General features: G+C 69.2%; 14 protein-coding genes. 7 read left to right on the top strand and 7 right to left on the bottom strand.

The window, feature by feature from the left end; all coding sequences use genetic code 11:
- Positions 1-6 precede the first annotated feature (6 nt).
- The 3 genes from crtI to ON29_RS09900 all read left to right on the top strand — a co-directional run bounded on the left by crtI (position 7) and on the right by ON29_RS09900 (position 4,379).
- Entirely contained in the window at positions 7-1,590 is a 1,584-nt protein-coding gene (gene crtI, locus ON29_RS09910) for a phytoene desaturase family protein (RefSeq protein ID WP_040865899.1), read from the top strand.
- A 63-nt stretch (positions 1,591-1,653) separates the two neighbouring features.
- Positions 1,654-3,372: an alpha-(1->6)-mannopyranosyltransferase A gene (locus ON29_RS09905; RefSeq protein WP_040865898.1), complete on the top strand. Its 1,719-nt coding sequence runs from the start codon at positions 1,654-1,656 to the stop codon at positions 3,370-3,372.
- The gene (locus ON29_RS09900; RefSeq protein WP_040865897.1) at positions 3,369-4,379 is read left to right on the top strand and encodes a phytoene/squalene synthase family protein; all 1,011 of its coding nucleotides are present in this window, start codon (positions 3,369-3,371) and stop codon (positions 4,377-4,379) included. The genes ON29_RS09905 and ON29_RS09900 overlap by 4 nt, the downstream gene beginning before the upstream one ends.
- Before the next feature lie 523 nt (positions 4,380-4,902).
- Here the strand turns inward: ON29_RS09900 and ON29_RS09895 are convergent.
- Positions 4,903-5,271, bottom strand: coding sequence for an Rv2175c family DNA-binding protein (locus tag ON29_RS09895; RefSeq protein WP_040865896.1), 369 nt, complete (start codon positions 5,269-5,271; stop codon positions 4,903-4,905).
- A gap of 130 nt (positions 5,272-5,401) precedes the next feature.
- On the opposite strand from ON29_RS09895, the gene pknB reads away from it, so the two are divergent.
- Positions 5,402-7,360, top strand: a complete 1,959-nt coding sequence (pknB, locus tag ON29_RS09890; RefSeq protein WP_051175048.1) for a Stk1 family PASTA domain-containing Ser/Thr kinase — start codon at positions 5,402-5,404, stop codon at positions 7,358-7,360.
- 45 nt (positions 7,361-7,405) lie between these two features.
- Here the strand turns inward: pknB and ON29_RS09885 are convergent, their stop codons facing one another.
- Together ON29_RS09885 and ON29_RS37725 are read right to left on the bottom strand one after the other, a co-directional pair.
- The gene (locus ON29_RS09885; RefSeq protein ID WP_040865895.1) at positions 7,406-8,791 is read right to left on the bottom strand and encodes a class II 3-deoxy-7-phosphoheptulonate synthase; all 1,386 of its coding nucleotides are present in this window, start codon (positions 8,789-8,791) and stop codon (positions 7,406-7,408) included.
- A 172-nt stretch (positions 8,792-8,963) separates the two neighbouring features.
- A complete protein-coding gene (locus ON29_RS37725) occupies positions 8,964-9,155 on the bottom strand; it encodes an HNH endonuclease (RefSeq protein ID WP_083863337.1) in 192 nt (63 codons plus the stop codon).
- A 378-nt stretch (positions 9,156-9,533) separates the two neighbouring features.
- Here ON29_RS37725 and ON29_RS09880 point away from each other — a divergent pair, with 378 nt between their 5' ends.
- Positions 9,534-10,034 carry a polyadenylate-specific 3'-exoribonuclease AS gene (locus tag ON29_RS09880; protein ID WP_040865894.1) on the top strand — a complete coding sequence of 167 codons (501 nt, stop codon included), beginning with the start codon at positions 9,534-9,536 and terminating at the stop codon, positions 10,032-10,034.
- 69 nt (positions 10,035-10,103) lie between these two features.
- On the opposite strand, the gene qcrB is transcribed toward ON29_RS09880, so the two are convergent.
- The 4 genes from qcrB to ctaE all read right to left on the bottom strand — a co-directional run bounded on the left by qcrB (position 10,104) and on the right by ctaE (position 14,517).
- Positions 10,104-11,723 carry a cytochrome bc1 complex cytochrome b subunit gene (gene qcrB / locus ON29_RS09875; RefSeq protein ID WP_040865893.1) on the bottom strand — a complete coding sequence of 540 codons (1,620 nt, stop codon included), beginning with the start codon at positions 11,721-11,723 and terminating at the stop codon, positions 10,104-10,106.
- On the bottom strand, positions 11,720-12,895 hold the full coding sequence (gene qcrA / locus ON29_RS09870) for a cytochrome bc1 complex Rieske iron-sulfur subunit (RefSeq protein WP_051175047.1): 1,176 nt from the start codon (positions 12,893-12,895) through the stop codon (positions 11,720-11,722). The genes qcrB and qcrA overlap by 4 nt, the downstream gene beginning before the upstream one ends.
- A 61-nt stretch (positions 12,896-12,956) precedes the next feature.
- The gene (qcrC, locus tag ON29_RS09865) at positions 12,957-13,820 is read right to left on the bottom strand and encodes a cytochrome bc1 complex diheme cytochrome c subunit (protein WP_083863336.1); all 864 of its coding nucleotides are present in this window, start codon (positions 13,818-13,820) and stop codon (positions 12,957-12,959) included.
- An 85-nt stretch (positions 13,821-13,905) separates the two neighbouring features.
- Positions 13,906-14,517, bottom strand: a complete 612-nt coding sequence (ctaE, locus tag ON29_RS09860; RefSeq protein WP_040865892.1) for an aa3-type cytochrome oxidase subunit III — start codon at positions 14,515-14,517, stop codon at positions 13,906-13,908.
- A 201-nt stretch (positions 14,518-14,718) separates the two neighbouring features.
- Here ctaE and ON29_RS09855 point away from each other — a divergent pair, with 201 nt between their 5' ends.
- Both ON29_RS09855 and trpD read left to right on the top strand, forming a co-directional pair.
- Positions 14,719-15,150 (top strand): hypothetical protein, encoded by a 432-nt coding sequence (locus tag ON29_RS09855; protein WP_040865891.1) that lies wholly within the window; start codon positions 14,719-14,721, stop codon positions 15,148-15,150.
- A 67-nt stretch (positions 15,151-15,217) separates the two neighbouring features.
- A complete protein-coding gene (trpD, locus tag ON29_RS09850; RefSeq protein ID WP_040865890.1) occupies positions 15,218-16,279 on the top strand; it encodes an anthranilate phosphoribosyltransferase in 1,062 nt (353 codons plus the stop codon).
- Positions 16,280-16,366 lie beyond the last annotated feature (87 nt).

The following is a 16,366-nucleotide window of genomic DNA, read 5'->3' as shown; positions in this document are numbered from 1 at the left end:
AACCGGATGAGAACCGTTGCGGGACCGACCGATCGCGTCGTGGTGGTCGGCGCGGGCCTGGCCGGCCTGTCGGCCGCCCTCTACCTGACCGGCGCGGGCCACACGGTCACGCTGCTCGAGCGGGCCGACCACCCCGGCGGCCGGGTGGGCCGGTACCAGGGCGCCGATTACGAGATCGATTCCGGCGCCACCGTCCTCACCCTGCCCGAACTGATCACCGACGCGCTCGCCGCCGTCGGCCGCGCCCCGGAGACCTGCGAGCCCCCGCTGCGCATCCACCGGCTGGCGCCGGGCTATCACGCCCGGTTCGCCGACGGCGCGCAGATCAGGGTCTTCGCCGACCCGGACGCCATGGCCGCGGAGGTCGAGCGGACCTGCGGCCCGGCCGAGGCACGCGGATACCGGCGCCTGCGCGCATGGCTGGCGCGGGTCTACGCGGCGGAGTTCACCGAGTTCATGGACACCAACTTCGACTCGCCGCTGGATATGGTGCGCCTCCCCGAAAAGCGCCGCGCGCTGGTCGAATTGGCACGTCTCGGCGGGTTCGGCAGGCTCGGCCCGCAGGTGCGCCGGTTCCTGCGGGATCCACGCCTGGCGCGCCTGTTCACCTTCCAAGCCCTCTACGCGGGCATGCCGCCCGCGCAGGCGCTCGCCGTCTACGGCGCGATCCCGCATATGGACACCTCGCTGGGCGTCCACTTTCCCGAGGGCGGTATGCGCGCGATCGCCGCGGCGCTGGCGCAGGCGTTCGCCGAGGCAGGCGGCACGCTGGAACTGAACGCCGAGGTGGTCGGCATCGACTACGCGGGCAGGCGGGCCCGGCGCGCCCGCACCGCAGACGGGCGCTCGTTCGACTGCGACGCGCTCGTGCTCACCGCCGACCTCGGCTCGCTGGACCGTTTCGGTGTGCGACCGCGGCGCGGGCTGCGCGCCTCACCGTCGGCGCTCGTCGCGCACGGCACCGTCCCCGCCGCGGTCGCGGCGCGATGGCCGGTGCAGGCGCACCACACCATCGAGTTCGGGCAGGCCTGGGACCGCACGTTCACCGAGATCACCGCCCGCCGCGGCCGCGGCAAGCTGATGAGCGACCCCTCGCTGCTGCTGACCCGGCCCGCTCTGACCGATCCGCGCCTGTTCGTCGAACGCGGCGACGGGCGCCACGAGCCGTTCTCCTTGCTCGCGCCGTGCCCGAATCTCGCGGCGGCGCCGCTGGACTGGCCGCGCCTCGGCCCCGCCTACCTCCGCGAGTTGCTCACCGTGCTGGAAGCGCGCGGCTACCGGGGCATCGCCGAGCACTTCACCGTCGACCGGCTCGACACACCTCGGACGTGGCTCGACTACGGCATGCTCGCGGGCACGCCGTTCTCCGCCGCACACCTCTTCCGGCAGACCGGCCCCTTCAGGCCGCGCAATTTCCCGCGCTCCAGCGACAACGTGGTTATCGCCGGTTGCGGCACCACTCCGGGCGTGGGCGTGCCGACCGCCCTGTTATCCGGAAAACTGGCGGCAACCCGCATCGCGGGCGAGGTCGGGCACACTTCGCGTGCGACCCCGCGCACCAGCCGGATAGTGTTCGAGACGACGCCGTAAACTAAGCGCCGACCTATTCGCTCGCGGTTGCGACCGCCGACCACTCGGGGGGACCGACACCAGATGGCATCCCCCGAAACGCGCACCGCTGAAGCCGCCTCCGCCGGTGACACCCGTCCCTCGTCGCCCGCTTTCGCACCTCGCGAATCGGCCACCGACCGCGGTTTCCTGTGGTGGATGCGCACCTGCGCCGTCTTCGCCAGAAGCCCGGAGGGCCATGCCGCCCTGCTCGGTTTCTTCGGCGCGATCATGATCATGTTCGGCGGTTTCGGCGCGGGCAGCGTGCGCAAGCGCGACCCGCTGCTCGAGGCCATGCACCTGTCCTGGCTGCGGTTCGGGCACGGTTACGCGCTGTCGACCATCTGCATCTGGATCGGCGTGCTGCTCATGATCACCGCCTGGGTCCGCCTCGGGCGCGCCACGATCGGCACCGGCGACCGGACCGGCGCCGAGGTGACGCTCAACGAGCTGCGCGCCATCGTCGGCATCTGGATCGCGCCGCTGCTGTTCGCCGTGCCGATGTTCAGCCGCGACGCCTACTCCTACCTCGCCCAGGGCGCGCTGCTGCGCGACGGCTTCGACCCATACCAGGTCGGTCCGGTCGCGAATCCCGGAGTGCTGCTGGACAACGTCAGTCCGGTGTGGACCACCACCACCGCACCCTACGGCCCGGTCTTCCTGCTGCTCGGTCGCGCGATCACCGCCGTGACCGGCGACAACGTGGTGGCGGGCACCATCGCGATGCGGCTGGTCATGCTGCCCGGCCTGGTGCTGATGATGTGGGCGGTGCCGTATCTGACCAAGCACCTCGGCGGCAAACCGACCGTCGCGCTGTGGCTGGCCGTGCTCAACCCGCTGGTGCTGATCCACCTGATCGGCGGCGTGCACAACGAGATGCTGATGGTCGGACTGATGTGCGCGGGCATCGCGCTGGTGCTGGAGCGCCACCACGTGGCGGGCATCGTGGTCGTCGCGATCGGCGTGGCCATCAAGGCGACCGCGGGCGTCGCGCTGCCGTTCCTGGTCTGGATCTGGATGCTGCACGAACGCGAACGCCGCGCCGCCCAGCGGGTCGGCCGCGATCCGGCGCACCTGCCCGCCAGCGAGCAGCCCGGTGACGCCGCGGAGCCGACGGAGGACATGCCGCATCCCGCGCTGATGTTCGGCAAGATCGCCGGGCTCGGCCTGAGCGTGTTCGCGGTCGTGTTCGTCGCCGCCTCGGCCATCGCGGGCGTCGGCATCGGCTGGCTGACCGCGTTGTCCGGGTCGAAGAAGATCATCAACTGGCTCTCGCTGCCGACCGTGATGGCGCACGCGATCACCTGGATAACCCCGCTGCGGCTGGAATCGGTGCTCGAGGTGACCCGCGCGATGTGCGCGCTGGCCTTGGTCGCCGTGCTCGCCCTGACCTGGTGGCGCTTCCGGCACAGCGAGCGCGAGGCGGTGCTGGGCATCTTGATCGCGTTCGTCGCGATCGTCATCCTCTCGCCCGCCGCGCTGCCCTGGTACTACTCCTGGCCGCTGGCGCTGGCCGCCGGGTTCGCGCTGTCCACCACGACGCTGATGGCGCTGGTCGGCGTATGCACCTGGTTGATGCTGGTCTTCCAGCCGGACGGTTCGATCGGCCTGTACAACTTCTGGCACGTCGTCGCCGCCACCTTCGCCGCGAGCGTCGCGGCGCTGTCGCTGCGCACGGTGGACCCGCTGCGCCTGCGCACCACGCCGCCGAGCACGGTCCCGGCCACGCCCGGCGAGGCCACCGCTTCGCCCGTCGCCCGATGACCGAAGGCCGGCTACCCAGCTCCGCCCTGCTCCCGCTCGCCTACCGCGAGTGCAGGCAGATCGCCGCCACGCACGGCCGCACCTACTTCCTGGCCACCCGGCTGCTCTCGGCCGAGCGACGGCCCGCCGTGCACGCGCTGTACGCGTTCGCGCGCATGGTGGACGACGTCGTCGACCGCACGGGCCGTCCCACCGCCGCGCACGACGGCGACCCGGTCACCGAACTCGACCGAATCGAGCGGGACCTGCGGGCCGCGCTGGGATCGCACACCGGCGACGCGCTGCTGCCTTCCGGCCCGACCCCGGAGCGCGAACGAAGCCGGGAAGCGGGCCTACAGCCGCGCGCCCTCGTGCTCGCCGCCGTCACCCACACCATCCACCGCTACGGCATCGCGGCACAGCACTTCTGGACGTTCCTGGACTCCATGCGCATGGACGCGCCCGGCGCCCCGTCCTTCCGTAACCGCTACGCCACCATGGCCGAGTTGCGCGACTACATGCGCGGCTCCGCGGCCGCGATCGGATTGCAGCTGCTGCCCGTGCTCGGCACGGTCGTCCCGGTGCCGGAGGCCGAACCCGCTGCCGCCGCTCTGGGCGAGGCGTTCCAGCTCACCAACTTCCTGCGCGACGTCGCGGAGGATCTCGACCGCGACCGGGTCTACCTGCCCGCCGATGCCCTCACCGCGTTCGGCGTCGACGACGACCTGCTGTTCGAATGCCGGCGCACCGGCCGCACCGATCCGCGCGTACGCCGTGCCCTCGCCCATCTCATCGCGGTCAACCGGGATCTCTACCGCCGCGCCGAATCCGGCATCGACCTGCTCGAACCCCGGGTACGCCCCGCCATCCGCACCGCGGCCACCCTCTACTCCGACATCCTGCACCACATCGAACGCGGCGACTACGCCGTCTTCGACCACCGCGCCGCGGTGCCCCGCCACCACCGCCTGCGCGTAGCCGCCGCCGAATTCACCACCGCCACCCTGCGCAACCGCCTGGACCGCTGAGCACCCTCCCGGCATCGCACATCCACAGGGGATCTCGGCAGCCGACATCTCGGCAGCGCGAACCGCCGGATTTCCACCCGTCCGCGCACAGACGCCGAGCGGCACGGCGCACCGCATCCATGCGCCCGAACAGCCGCCACGTCACGATGAAGGTCATGAGTAGGCCGAAACCTCCGACCACCCCACAACGACGAACTTCAAGGCAGCACCCTCCCTGCTACCGCAACCACACCGGCCCAACCACCGGTTTCGAGCGAAGCGAGACCGACCATGCGCCGTTCGCGGCCCGGCTCGCGTCCGAGTGGCCGCCGCGTACGCGACGAAGGAGCAAGCGGCGGTCGCTCGGACGCGAGCCATCAAGGGGCCGCGAACACGCCGCGACGCAGTCGCGGCCAAACAAACACAGCCCGGCTCGCGTCCGAGTGGCCGCCGCGTACGCGACGAAGGAGCAAGCGGGGGTCGCTCGGGCGTGAGCCACAAAGGGGCCGCGAACACCCAGCGCCGCAGGCGCTGGAAAAACAACTCAGAACGGATCCGCGGCTGCCCGGCGCAGGACTTCGCGGGCCAGGGGGCCGTGCAGGGCGTCGATCGGTTTGCCGGGCAGGCTCTCATCTTCGGTGAAGATCCACTCCAGGATCTCCTCGTCGGTGTACTTGGCGTCGCGCATCACGGTGATCAGGCCGGGCAGCGGCTTCACGACCGCGCCGGTGTCGTCGAAGAACCGTTCGGGGACGCCCGCGACGCCGTTTCTGCGGAGGGCGAGCAACTGGTGATCGCGCAGCATCTGGTGCACCCGGGTTACCACCAGCCCGAGTCGGTCGGCCACCTCCGGCAGCGGCACGAGGGCCACCGACTGCGGAAGGACGTCGTCACAGCAGGGAAATGCACTCACCCGGATAACGGTAGACGGTGACCTGCCGCACGTCGTGAGACACCCGGAGTGGTGGGAGTCGATACCATCGTGGGGGCCGCACGGAGCGGCAAACTTTGTGAAAGCCGGAGGACTTCTCTTGATCGGCCAGATGCTGGAAGGGCGCTATCGGATCGATGCGCCGATCGCCCGCGGCGGAATGTCGATGGTCTTCCGCGGGGTCGACACCCGCCTGGACCGGCCGGTCGCCATCAAGGTGATGGACCCGAAGTTCGCGGGCGACCCGCAGTTCCTGTCCCGATTCGAGTTCGAGGCGCGCGCGGTCGCCAAGCTCAAGCATCCTTCGCTGGTCGCGGTGTACGACCAGGGCATCGACGGCGACCATCCCTTCTTGATCATGGAGCTGGTCGAGGGCGGCACGCTGCGCGAGCTGCTGCGCGAACGCGGCCCGATGCCACCGCACGCCGTGCGCGCCGTCGCCGAACCGGTACTGGCGGCGATCGGCGTCGCGCATTCCGCGGGGCTGGTGCACCGCGACATCAAGCCGGAGAACGTGCTGATCTCCGACGCGGGCGAGGTGAAGATCGCCGACTTCGGCTTGGTGCGCGCGGTGGCCGCGGCGAACACCACGTCGGCCAGCGTCATCCTCGGCACCGCCGCTTATCTGTCGCCCGAGCAGGTCACCAGCGGCTCCGCCGACTCCCGCAGCGACGTCTACTCCTTCGGCGTGCTGATCTTCGAAATGCTCACCGGCCGTGTCCCGTTCACCGGCGACACCTCCATCTCGGTGGCCTATCAGCGCATCGAGAACGATGTGCCGAGCCCGAGCGGATTCATCTCGGGGGTGCCGCCGGAGTTCGACGAGCTGGTGGCCAAGGCCACCGCGCGCGACCCCGCGCACCGGTTCGCCGACGCGAACGAGATGGCGGCGGCGCTGCGGCAGATCGGCACCACGCTGCGCCTGCCTCCCTACCGGGTGCCCGCGCCCCAGGAGTCCGCCGAGCATCTCAGTGCCGGCTACCGCGCCGTCGCGCCGGATCACGACCGGCCGGATTTCGCGGGCGCGTCGGCCCACGACCCTCATGCGCCGCAACCGGTGCAGCACACCAAAGTGGTCACCGCCCAGCGGCCCCGCGTCGACTACAGCCCCCCGGCGGACTACGACCGGCCGCAACCGGCGCGTCAAGCCCACCCCGCGCCGCCGTACGCGCCGCCCTACGCCGACGAGCTCAACCGCTCGCGGCGCACCGTGTGGATATGGGTGGCCGTCGTCGCGACGCTCACGCTGCTGGTCGGCATCGGGGGCTGGTGGCTGGGTGTCGGCCGGTATTCGGCGGTGCCGCCGATCGCCGGGCTGGACACCGACAAGGCGGTCGCCACGCTGCAGAACGCCGGGTTCGAGACCGAGATCCGGCAGAAGGCGTCGGACACGATCCCGGTCGGCGGCGTGGTCGGCAGCGACCCGTCGGCCGGTTCCAAGATCACCAAGGGTTCCACGGTCGCCGTCCTGGTCTCCAATGGCAAGCCCAAGGTGCCCGATGTCAAAGCGGGTGACCAGGTGTCGAAGGTCAATCAGTTGATCCGGGACTACGGGCTGCAACCGGTCGACGCGGGCGAAGAGTCCAACGCCGCCCCCAAGGGAACGGTCGCCCGGGTGGAACCGCGGCCCGGCACCGTGCTGCCCCTGGGCGCGCAGGTGAAGGTCTACCGCAGCAAGGGATCGCAGCCGGTCAAGGTTCCCGACGTCCGCGGCAAGCCGACCGACGAGGCCACCAAGATCCTCAGCGCCGCCGGAATCGCGATCCGCGAGACAAAACCCCAGTTCGACCGCAGCATCGAGGCGGACAAGGCCATCGGCACCCAGCCGGGCGCGGGAGCCACCATTCAATCCGGCGACGGCGTCGTCCTCCTGATCTCCAATGCCCTGAAGATGCCCGACGTACGCGGATGGACCGTGGCCAACGCCCGCGCCAAGCTGGAAAGCCTCGGCCTGCAGGTAGAGGTCAAACAACTGGCCCGCGCCGATAGCTCTCTGGTGGTCTCGCAGACTCCGGCCATCGGAGTCAACCTCGAGGCGGGCGACACCGTCACCATCGTGGCGCTTCCCTGACCGGAAGCGAGCGTGCGAAGTCCGGCCGCCGACGCGGCTTGGATCTCAGCGCAGCATCTCGGCGACGAGGAACGCCAGCTCCAGCGACTGCTGGGTGTTCAGCCGGGGGTCGCAGGCGGTCTCGTAGCGGCCGGACAGATCGAGGTCGGAGATATCCTGGGCGCCGCCGAGGCATTCGGTGACGTCCTCGCCGGTGAGTTCGATGTGCATGCCGCCGGGGTGCGTGCCGAGCGCGTGGTGCACTTCGAAGAAGCCCTGCACCTCGTCGACGATGCGGTCGAAGTGACGGGTCTTGAAGCCGGTGGACGCCTCGTGCGTGTTGCCGTGCATCGGGTCGCACTGCCAGATCACCTGGTGGCCGGTGGCCTGGACCTTTTCGATGATGGGCGGCAGCACGTCGCGGACCTTGCTGTGGCCCATGCGCGAGACGATCGTCAGGCGGCCCGGCTCGTTGTTCGGGTCCAGCCGCTCCACGTATTCCACGGCTTGCTCGGGCGTGGTGGACGGGCCGATCTTCAGGCCGATCGGGTTGGCGACCAGTTCCGCGAACGCGATGTGCGCGCCGTCGAGCTGGCGGGTGCGCTCACCGATCCACAGGAAGTGCGCCGACAGGTCGTAGAGCACCGGCTCGCCGATCGCGTTGTGACTCAGGCGCAGCATGGCGCGCTCGTAGTCCAGCACGAGCGCCTCGTGGCTGGCGTAGATGCGGGCCGCTTTCAGGCTGGGATCGTTGACCCGGCACGCGGTCATGAACGCCAGGCCGCGATCGATCTCCTCGGCCAGTGCCTCGTAGCGCGCACCGGCGGGCGACTTGGCCACGAAGTCGCGGTTCCAGTCGTGCACCTTGTGCAGGTCGGCCATGCCCGCGCCGGTGAGCGCGCGCACGAGGTTCATCGCCGCGCTGGCGTTGGCGTAGGCCCGGACCAGGCGGGAGGGGTCGTGCTCGCGCAGCGCCGCGTCGGCGGCCAGCGCGTTCACCATGTCGCCACGGTAGGACTTGAGGCCGAGCGCATCGGTGTCCGACGAGCGCGGTTTGGCGTATTGGCCCGCGATCCGCGCGACCTTCACCACCGGCAGGCTCGCACCGTAGGTGAGCACGACCGCCATCTGCAGCAGGGTGCGGATGTTGCCGCGAATATGCGGCTCGGTGTTGTCGGCGAACGTCTCCGCGCAGTCGCCGCCCTGCATGAGGAACGCCTCACCGCGGGCGACTTCGGCCAGCTGAGCGCGCAGCTCCTCCACCTCGGCGGGCACGCAGATCGGCGGCACGCTCTCGAGCACGGTGCGCATCTCGGCCGCCTGCTCCGGATCCCAGGACGGCTGCTGCAGCGCAGGTCGCGCCAGCGCGTCGTCCAGCCGCCTGCGCAGCTCGGCGGGCAGCGGCGGCAGTTCCGGCAGGCGATCGATGGGTACGTCGACGGTCCAGTTCACCAGTCCAGAATACGGACCACCGGCCCCTCGCAGGAACCCAGTCCCAGGGCTGGAATCGCCCCACCTGAGGTGAATGGCTTGCACCTCGGTGGGAACCGGCCAACGGGGAACCCCTTTAGACGCAGCGCGAATTCACTACCGATTCGGATGCCGCGTCTACGACCTCGTCGCATTATCGTCTTCGGCAGCACCGTGGAGTTCGAGTGTTTCTTTCGCCCAGGCGGCCGGATCTCGCACTCTCCGCCCTGTCGGCTGACGCCGGAGCCACAACTCCGAGGTGCTCCGGCCGGTTGGCCGACTTATCGCCGTTGATATGGTGAACATTCTCTCCCGGACGGAGCTTCCTGCCCGGTTCAGCCTCCATGACAAGCCGGCACTCTAATTCTCAGCCCCCTTCCGGAAGACGGATCATCAAATAACCATACGAAGAATCCACCGCCATCGTGCAAGCTTTTGCGACGCCGTCCGGGCAACCCACGCCCCGGGGCGGCATCGACGCTCCCCCATCGCCGAACCTTACGGATGTGCGCTCGACAGATTCCATGCTTCATAACTGCTGGCCTAGAACAGCTTTCGATGGCACAGCGCGGAAGCACCCGTACTGGTCCTGCGCATAATGTTTGCCACACACGCCTCGTGCTCGTACCCGATGCGTGCAACCTTCTACACTGCATACGAGAACACTGGCCATTCCCCCGTGTTGCCGAATTACTGCCAGCGAAGATATAGAGAGGCTTGGTGCTTGAAGTATTTTTATGACTGCGAATTCATCGAGGACGGTGTGACCATCGATTTGGTCTCCATCGGCGTCGTCTGCGAGGACGGCAGGGAGTACTACGCGGTGTCCACCGAATTCGATGCCGGACGTGCGGGTCCCTGGGTGCGCAAATTCGTCTTGCCCCAGCTGCCGTCGCCTTCCTCTCCGTTGTGGCGCAGTCGCGCCCGGATCCGGGACGAGCTGTACGCGTTCCTGGTGCCGCGGCCGACCGTGCAACCGGAGCTGTGGGCCTGGGTGTCCGCCTACGACCACGTCGCCCTGTGCCAGCTGTGGGGCTCCATGGTCGACCTGCCCAACACCCTGCCGCGCTACACCAACGAATTGCGCCAGCACTGGGAGGTGCACGGCCGTCCCGAACTTCCGCCGATCCCGCCGGACGCGCACGACGCACTGGCCGACGCCCGGCACAACCTCGCCAAGTTCGAAGCCATCGAGGCCGCACGCCGCGCGGCGCCACGCCTGTGACACCCGCGGTATGACGCGGAACGGCCCCCGAGTCGCATTCGACTCGGGGGCCGTTCGGTGGGGCGGGCGTCAGTGGCCGTGCTTGCCGTTCGCCGCCTCCTGAGCGCGCTGCAGCACCTTCAGCTGCCTGTGCTCTTCTTCGTGCTCGATCTCGAAGTTGCGAGCACTCTCCTCCTGCGGATCGGGCCGCAGGAAGCTGCCGGTGCCCGGCTTGCCCGCCGAACCCAGCTTGCTCATCTTCTTCGGGACGGGTGCGCCCTGGTACTCCAGCGGAATCGGGTGACCGTGTCCGTCGACCGGGCCGAGCGGCTGATGCACCTCGATGTACTCACCGTGCGGCAGACGCTTGATCACACCGGTCTCGATGCCGTGCTCGAGCACCGCGCGGTCGCTGCGCTGCAAGCCGAGGCAGAACCGGTACGCGATGTAGTACGCGGCAGGCGGGGCGACGAGCAGGCCGATGCGGCCGATCCACGTGGTCGCGTTCAGCGAGATGTCGAACTTCAGGGCGATGATGTCGTTGACGCACGACAGCGTCAGCACCACGTAGAACGCGATCGCCATCGCGCCGATCGCCGTCCGGACCGGAACGTCACGCGGACGCTGCAGCAGGTTGTGATGCGCACTGTTGTCGCCGGTGAGCCGCTTCTCGATCCACGGGTAGGCGATCAGCACGGTGAACACCAGGCCCATGATCAGCGCGACCCAGAACACCGCCGGCACGGTGTAGCGGCCCAGATACAGCTCCCACGGCGGCATCAACCGGGCCATGCCGTCGGTCCACATCATGTAGAAGTCCGGCTGCGAACCCGCCGACACCTGCGAGGGGTTGTAGGGACCGAGGTTCCAGATCGGGTTGATCTGGAACACCCCGCCCATGATGCCCACGATGCCGAGGGTGAAGGCGAAGAACGCACCCTGGTCGGCGGCGAACACCGGCACGATCCGAGCGCCTACCACGTTGTTCTCCGTACGGCCCGGACCGGGGAACTGGGTGTGCTTCTGGTACCACACCAGCGCCACGTGCGCGGCGATCAACGCCAGGATGATGCCCGGGAACAACAGCACGTGTGCGATGTAGAGCCGCGGGATGATGATCTCGCCGGGGAAGTCCCCACCGAAGATCAGCCAGTGCATCCAGGTGCCGACGATCGGGATGCTCATCGTGATGCCGCCGAACGCGGCCCGCAGGCCGGTGCCCGACAGCAGGTCGTCGGGCAGCGAGTAGCCGAAGAAGCCCTCGAACATCGCCAGGATCAGCAGCAGCGAACCGATCACCCAGTTCGCCTCACGCGGCTTGCGGAACGCGCCGGTGAAGAAGATCCGGAACAGGTGGATGATGATCGACGCCGCGAACAGCAGCGCCGCCCAGTGGTGGACCTGCCGCACGAACAGACCGCCGCGGACCTCGAAGGTGATGTTCAGGGCGGTCTCGTACGCCCGCGACATGGTGACACCGCGAAGTGGCTGATAAGCGCCGTTGTAGACGACCTCGCTCATCGACGGGTCGAAGAACAGGGTCAGGTACACGCCCGACAGCAGCAGGATGATGAAGCTGTAGAGCGCGATCTCGCCGAGCAGGAACGACCAATGGGTCGGGAAGACCTTGTTGATCGATCGCTTCATGAACGCGGCGGCGCGGTACCGCTCGTCCGCCTCGCTGGCTTGGGCTGCGACTGAAGGACTCATGAACGGCGCTCCCAGTAGGCCGGGCCGAGCGGCTCGATGAAGTCGCCGTTGGCGACCAGGAAGCCCTCAGCGTTGACGGTGATCGGCAGCTGCGGCAGCGCGCGAGCGGCGGGACCGAAGACCGGCTTGCCCCACTCGGTCGCGGAGAACTGCGACTGGTGGCAGGGGCACAGGATCCGGTTGGTCTGCTGCTCGAACAGCGAGGTGGGGCAGCCGAGGTGGGTGCAGATCTTCGAGTAGGCGAAGTAGTCGCCAAAGTTGAAGCTCTCCTGACCCTTGCGCTTGATCGCCTTCTGCGCGTCTTCGGTGCGCAGACGGATCAGCATGACGGCGTTGCGGATGCCGCGCAGCGACTGCAACGTCGCGTGCTCGTCACCGCGCCACTTCTCCTTCCACGGGAACACCGTCTCCATGGCGCCGGCGTCCAGGTCCTCCGGGCGCACCAGCACCACGTCCTCCGGGCGACCGGTGTCGCGGCGGATGTAGATGGTCTCGCCCGGGTAGTCCGGAGTCCAGCCGGAGACCCACAGCGGCGACTTGTCGCCCTTGGCCCACGGGTTCTTGATCATGCCGCCGACGAACACCAGCAGCGCGCCGATGCCGAGCACGCCGACACCCGCGCCCGCGGTGCGGGTGATCATCTTGCGGCGGCCAAGGGTGGAGGTGTCCAGCGCGTCCTGCAGCTCGGCGACCAGGGTGCGGCGCTCGACCTCCGGCGACGGACCGTCGTGCCGCTGCTGAATGGACAGTTCGGCGGGGATGAACAGCTTGCGGATCAGCACCACCGCGACGCCGATCACCAGCACCGAGATGCCGAAGGTCAGGCCGACCAGCGGGGTGAACAGCGAGTAGAGCCCGTGGCCCTCCTCCTCCTTGCCCTTGAACTCCCACGGCCAGAACAGGAACACGCCGACCAGCGCCGCGGCCGCGATGCCGGAAACGGCGAACCAGAAGGTGACCGCGCGCTCGGCGCGCTTCTCCGCCCGGGTGCCCGGGATCGGGAAGCGCTGGCGGCGGTAGGCGACGTCGACGCCGTCGCGCTCGGTACCGAGCTTGACCAGTTCGTCGCGCGACATCTTGTCGAGCTCCGCCTCGGTGGGCTCCGCCGGAGTGGCGTTCACCGCGTGCTCGTTCGACGGCTGCGCGTCGTGGCCCTCATCCGGGCGACCCATGTCGTCTCGCTCCTTACTGCTCATGACCTGTGTCCTTTCGGCATGGCCGGGCGCTGACCGGTCATGACCGGGATCCGATCCACATCGCGGCACCGACCACGAGCGTGATACCGACCACCCAGATGGCCAGGGCCTCGGTCGCGGGACCGAAGCCGCCGAGGTCCCAGCCGCCGGGGCTGTGCTCCTCGGTCGCGTTCTTGACGTAGGCGACGATGTCGCGCTTCTCCTCCGCGCTCAACTGGCGGTCGGAGAACTTCGGCATGTTCTGCGGGCCGGTGAGCATCGCGGCGTAGATCTGCTGCTCGCTGGCCGGTTCCAGCGGCGGCGCGAACTTACCGGAGGACAGCGCGCCGCCGCGTCCGGTGAAGTTGTGGCAGGACGCGCAGTTCATCCGGAACAGCTCCGAACCGCGGGCGATGTCGTCACCGCGCAACGACTCCTGGGCGATCTGGCCGTCGGCGTCGCGTATCACGGTCGGACCGCCGCCGTTGGCCGCCACGTACGCGCTCAGCGCGTCGGTCTGGTGGGCGTCGAACTTCGGGGGCTTGCGCTGCGCCTGGGCCTCGTTACGCGCCATCGGCATGCGCCCGGAGGACACCTGGAAGTAGACCGCCGCCTCGCCGACGCCGATCAGGCTGGGACCGCGATCGGCGACACCCTGCAGGTTCGCGCCGTGGCAAGTGATGCAGGACGTGTCGTAGAGCTGCTGACCCTCGCGGATGAGCGCGGACTGGTCCTCGTGCGCGGTCGCGCGCTGCGGGTCCGGCGTGAGGGCCGATGCCAGGAAGCCTGCTCCGACGAGGCCCACCAGCAGCGCAAGCCCGCCCGCGATGCGACGGCGAACGCGGCGCTGCCTGCGCGTCTTGCTGGCCTGGCCGTTCCCGGGGCTGGCGGGCTCTGGCGCTGACGGGGGAGATGAACTCATCTGTGTCCCTTTGGAGTAGACGGAACCGACTTCTGCGAAAGATCCTGGGTCGCACCGCGCGCGTTCGGCAGCGCGGCGGCCACGATCAGCGGACGAAGTAGATCGTGGCGAACAGCCCGATCCACACGATGTCGACGAAGTGCCAGTAGTAGGAGACGACGATCGCCGCGGTGGCCTGCGCCGGGGTGAACTTGCTGACCTTGGTGCGCATCAGCAGGAACACGAACGCGATCAGACCGCCGATCACGTGCAGACCGTGGAAGCCGGTGGTGATGTAGAACACCGAGCCGTAGGAGCTGCTGGAGATCGACGTGCCCTCGTGCACCAGGTTCGTGTACTCGTAGCCCTGGCCGCCGACGAAGAACGCGCCCATGATCAGCGTGATGACGTACCAGCGGCGCAGGCCGAACACGTCGCCCTTCTCCGCGGCGAACACGCCCATCTGGCAGGTGAACGACGACGCGACCAGCACGGCCGTGACCGGCACCGCGAGCTTCAGGTTCAGCTCGGTCGGCTCCGGCGGCCAGTTACCGTGCGCCTGGGCGCGCGCGACGAAGTACATCGCGAACAGGCCTGCGAAGAACATCAGCTCGCTCGACAGCCAGATGATGGTACCGACGCTGACCATGTTGGGCCGGTTCAGCGAATGCACACGCTGAGTAATGGCCGATCCTGGGGTCCCTACTGCGGTCGTCACGGGGGTAAGTATGACTCGTCGTAGTACGACAGCCGAACCCGGGTACGAAACTCGTTCCTCCGTGTCCGAAAACGCAGGAAGGGACGGGCTCTCGACCAGGCGGGGCTGGGGGCGAGCGGGGCCGGCGACCCCCGGAACGGGTCGCATAGCGCGGACGAAACGCCCGGCCAGCATGACAGGTGAGGGTAAGGAGAAGCTGAGATGAAGACGAATATGGCACCGCGGCTGTGGCGGCGGCTGTTCCGGCGGGACCGGCCCACCGCACTGGACCCGGCGCGAGCGGATCTGGTCGTGGTCGCGGCCTGCTTCGACGACACGGAGGCGTGCTCGGCCGTGCTGGCGCGCGCGACCGGTCTGACGCCGGACGCGCCCGCGGTGCTACGGCATCACCTGCGCATCCCGCCGCGGCACGTGCCCACCGTCTGCGCGATCGCCGCGCAGGACGGCTACTCCCCCGCGCCGCAGGTCGGCGGCCCGGGCAGCGACGAACTCGAGACGGTGATCCTCCAGCGGGTCCAACTGCTGGACGCCCTGCACTGCTCCCAGGAACGCTCGCGCATGGCCGGCCTCGCCCAGCGCCACGACGGCACCGCCGACGGCTGGGACGCCCTGCAACCGGGCCCTTCGGCATAACCGGTCGCGCACTAGGCTGCTTGCGGACAAACTGGTGCGTGGACCGGTGTGACGGGAGAAGTGTGGAATGAGCGTGCGCAGCTGGCCTCAGGTGCTCGGAGTCCTCGCCGACGGTGGCGACCTGGCCGCGGACGACACGTCGTGGGCGATGAACGAGATCATGTCCGACAACGCCACTCCCGCGCAGATCGCCGCATTCGGCGTCGCCATGAAGATCAAAGGCCCGACGCCCGCCGAACTGACCGGCTTGGCCGCGGGCATGCTCGACCACGCCCGGCTGGTGCGCATCGATGGCGACGCGGTGGACATCGTCGGCACCGGCGGTGACCGGTCCGGTTCGGTGAACATCTCCACCATGTCCTCGATCGTGGTGGCCGCGGCCGGTGTTCCCGTGGTCAAGCACGGTAACCGGGCCGCGTCCTCGAAGAGCGGCGGCGCGGATGTGCTGGAAGCGCTCGGCGTGAAGCTCGCGCTCGGTCCCGAGGCGGTGGCGCACTGTGTGCGCGAGGTCGGCATCGGCTTCTGCTTCGCGGCCGTGTTCCATCCCGCCCTGCGGTATGCGGGGGCGGCCCGCAGCCAGATCGGCATACCGACGGTGTTCAACGTGCTCGGACCGCTGACCAACCCCGCGCAGCCGCGCGCCGGGCTGGTCGGCTGCGCGTTCGCCGACCTGCTGCCCGTCATCGCGGGGGTGTTCGCCGAACGCGGTGCGAGCGCCCTGGTGGTGCGCGGCAACGACGGGCTCGACGAGATCACCACCTCGGACACCACCGAGGCGTGGATCGTCTCGGGCGGACGGACGCGCCGGAGCACCATCGACCCGACCCGCATCGGCATCTCCCGGGTCGAGTTGGACGCGCTGCGCGGCGGCGACGCCGAGGTGAACGCGGGGGTGGCCCGCGACGTGTTCGCCGGTCGCGGTGGAGCGGTCCGCGACGCGGTGCTGCTGAATTCGGCGGCGGCGATCGTGGCCTACGACTGGTCGCGCGGCGCGGGCGATCCGGACGCGGATCTGCACGCCGCGCTCGCCGCGGGCATCGACCGTGCCGCCGAGGCGATCGATGCGGGCAACGCGGCCGCGCTGCTGGAGCGCTGGGCGAAGCTGACGCAGACACTCGGCGACAACTGACGCGGGTCGGCCGATGCGTGCGGGTCGACACGCTGACCTGAACGAAGGCCCTGATCGGCGCTGTCGCGGCCGGTAACGTTCGAGGCG

Source organism: Nocardia exalbida NBRC 100660 (assembly GCF_000308575.1).
Lineage (GTDB): Bacteria > Actinomycetota > Actinomycetes > Mycobacteriales > Mycobacteriaceae > Nocardia > Nocardia exalbida.
The sequence above is the reverse complement of the archived record's forward strand: the minus strand, read 5'-3'. Positions and strand labels throughout refer to the sequence as shown.

Excerpts from the sequence above, each read along its gene's own strand:
- qcrC (WP_083863336.1), bottom strand. The coding sequence starts at position 13,820 with ATGAGTTCATCTCCCCCGTCAGCGCCAGAGCCCGCCAGCCCCGGGAAC.
- crtI (WP_040865899.1), top strand. The coding sequence starts at position 7 with ATGAGAACCGTTGCGGGACCGACCGATCGCGTCGTGGTGGTCGGCGCG.
- qcrA (WP_051175047.1), bottom strand. The coding sequence starts at position 12,895 with ATGGGTCGCCCGGATGAGGGCCACGACGCGCAGCCGTCGAACGAGCAC.
- ON29_RS09905 (WP_040865898.1), top strand. The coding sequence starts at position 1,654 with ATGGCATCCCCCGAAACGCGCACCGCTGAAGCCGCCTCCGCCGGTGAC.
- qcrB (WP_040865893.1), bottom strand. The coding sequence starts at position 11,723 with ATGAGTCCTTCAGTCGCAGCCCAAGCCAGCGAGGCGGACGAGCGGTAC.
- ON29_RS09900 (WP_040865897.1), top strand. The coding sequence starts at position 3,369 with ATGACCGAAGGCCGGCTACCCAGCTCCGCCCTGCTCCCGCTCGCCTAC.
- trpD (WP_040865890.1), top strand. The coding sequence starts at position 15,218 with ATGAGCGTGCGCAGCTGGCCTCAGGTGCTCGGAGTCCTCGCCGACGGT.
- ON29_RS37725 (WP_083863337.1), bottom strand. The coding sequence starts at position 9,155 with ATGGAGGCTGAACCGGGCAGGAAGCTCCGTCCGGGAGAGAATGTTCAC.
- pknB (WP_051175048.1), top strand. The coding sequence starts at position 5,402 with ATGCTGGAAGGGCGCTATCGGATCGATGCGCCGATCGCCCGCGGCGGA.
- ON29_RS09855 (WP_040865891.1), top strand. The coding sequence starts at position 14,719 with ATGAAGACGAATATGGCACCGCGGCTGTGGCGGCGGCTGTTCCGGCGG.